Source organism: Streptomyces sp. NPDC002676, from assembly GCF_053592455.1.
Map to the genome: position 1 here is coordinate 1 of NZ_JBSFVT010000067.1, position 2470 is coordinate 2470.

1 protein-coding gene is annotated in these 2470 nt (G+C 60.5%); it reads left to right on the plus strand.

Annotation, left to right across the window (positions count from 1 at the left end; translation table 11 throughout):
* The first annotated feature begins 536 nt into the window (after positions 1–536).
* Positions 537–2315: a reverse transcriptase domain-containing protein gene (locus ACWD3E_RS43225; RefSeq protein WP_451392932.1), complete on the plus strand. Its 1779-nt coding sequence runs from the start codon at positions 537–539 to the stop codon at positions 2313–2315.
* Positions 2316–2470 lie beyond the last annotated feature (155 nt).

A 2470-nucleotide genomic window follows, 5' to 3' on the forward strand; every position in this document is an offset into this window, starting at 1 on the left:
TGCATGTGCGCCACGAGGCGCCTTGTTGTATCCCCGGCTCAGCCGGGAGGAATTGGAGGGATATTCCTGGGCCTGATGGCTCACCTGGATCCGAAAGGTGATGGGGACCAGAGCATGCCAGAGAATCAGCGACCGGGCTCAGTTGCCAGGGACGGTGCGCTGAGGGGCCCGCGTGATAAGGCGAAAGCTGGATTGCCTGAACCCCAATCTCCAGTCGATGAAAGTTCGCATCCATCGGAAAGGCTGCTGAAACCGATGCCATGTCCTGTGGCGGCTTTGATGCATGGCCGACATACCTTCCGCGACATGGGGCGATGTCCAGTGAGGACATTGAAGGAGATGAGTGGGGCGCCTACGTCACGCTATGACGTACAACGAGGACGAACGTGGGATCGCCTACGGGGTGTGAACCCTAGGGCGACGGAGTGCCCGTAGTAGTCGCAGGAGTAACGACCTGCCGAGGAGAGCGGGAAAGCCGCTCGCAGGGCGAAGGGGCACAGGTGACTGGGTGCGAACGAGACCGGGAGGTATGCGAAATGCAGAGTGCCGACACGGTGTTAGGCATCCTTCGTGAGCGCGGCAGACGTGGTCTGCCGTGCAGTGAGCTGTATCGGCAAATGTTCAATCCGCAGCTGTACCTGGTGGCTTACGGCCGCATCTACTCCAACAAAGGGGCGATGACGTCGGGAGTCACGCAAGAAACCGTGGACGGCATGTCGCTGAGCAAGATCGGTCGCATCATCGATGCGATGCGTCACGAGCGCTACCGGTTCAGCCCAGTCAAGCGGGTCAACATTCCCAAGAAGAATGGGAAGACCCGGCCGCTTGGACTGCCAACCTGGTCGGATAAGCTCGTCGGCGAGGTGATGCGTCTCCTTCTGGAGGCGTACTTCGAGCCGCAGTTCTCCGACCGCTCCCACGGGTTCCGACCCAAACGGGGCTGTCACACCGCCTTGACGGAGGTGGGCAATACCTGGACGGGTACGACCTGGTTCATCGAAGGCGATATCTCTGACTGCTTCGGTGCGATCGACCATCAAGTCGTCATCGAGACGTTGGCAGAACGAATTCACGATGGCCGGTTTCTTTGGCTGGTGCGCAACATGCTTGAGGCCGGGTACATGGAGGACTGGACCTGGGGAGCCACGCTCAGCGGGGCACCTCAAGGCGGAGTGCTCTCTCCGCTGCTGTCCAATATCTACCTGCACCGACTGGACAGCTTTGTCGAGAAGGTTTTGATTCCGCACTACACCCGAGGGCGAAGCAGGGCGCGCAACCCTGCCTACCTGGAGGTGGTCAACGCGATCGCACGCTCCCGCAGGCGCGGAGACCGGGCCGAGGTCCGGTCACTTCGCAAGCAGCAGCGCAGTATCCCTAGCGTGGATCCGAACGATCCGGGCTTCCGGAGACTGCGCTATGTGCGATACGCCGATGACACCCTTCTTGGGTTCATCGGGCCGAGATCCGAGGCCGAGGAGATCAAACGGCGGCTCGCGGTATTCCTTCGTGAAGACCTCAAGTTGGAATTATCGCCAGAGAAGACACTGATCACCCATGCCCGTAAAGGCACGGCATCGTTCCTCGGATACGAGATCACCGTGCAACACAACGACAGGCAGGCAACCCGAGGCCGCAGGACGGCTAACGGTTCGATTGCTTTACGTGTGCCAGCAAAGGTGATCCGAGAGAAAGCAGCCCTATACTTTAGCCGCGGAAAACCCGCGCACCGGCCCTTACTCCTCAACGACGACGACTACACCATCGTCAACGTCTACGGGGCCGAATACCGGGGCATCGTCCAGTACTACCTTCTGGCCGGCAACGTATGCCGATTGCATCGGCTGCGTTGGGCCATGGAAACCTCGTTGCTCAAGACGCTGGCAGCGAAGCATCGCTCGACGGTGTCCAAGATGGCGGCCCGCTACAAGGCCAAGATCGAGACACCATATGGGCCCCGCACATGCTTCGAAGCCAGCGTCCCCCGCAGCGCAGGTAGGAAGCCACTGGTCGCACGATTCGGCGGAATCTCACTGACGCGACAGAAGGCAGCGGTCATCGCGGACCGTCAAGTGGCCAACCCCCACCCCAGAAAAGAGCTGATTACCCGGCTCTTGAAGGGGAAGTGCGAGCTATGCGGGACGTCGGAAGACGTGCAAGTGCACCACATCCGGAAACTCGCCGACCTCGATAAGGGAAAGCCGCCGACTGAATGGCGTCAGGTCATGGTGAAGAAACGGCGCAAGACTCTGGTTGTCTGCACCGGCTGCCATGACACGATCCACTCAGGAAAGCCAACCAGCAGCGTCACGAAATAGGTCACTGGAGAGCCCGTTACGAGGAAACTCGTACGGCGGGTTCGGAGGGGGGTCGCGCGAAAAAGGGCCTGCACATGGCAAGCACCTCGTCGCGCGGCCTACCCAACCAACCGCTTGAAGCAGTGGCGCGGGATCGCCACCCGCTACGAGAAGAC

Excerpts from the sequence above, each read along its gene's own strand:
- ACWD3E_RS43225 (WP_451392932.1), top strand. The coding sequence starts at position 537 with ATGCAGAGTGCCGACACGGTGTTAGGCATCCTTCGTGAGCGCGGCAGA.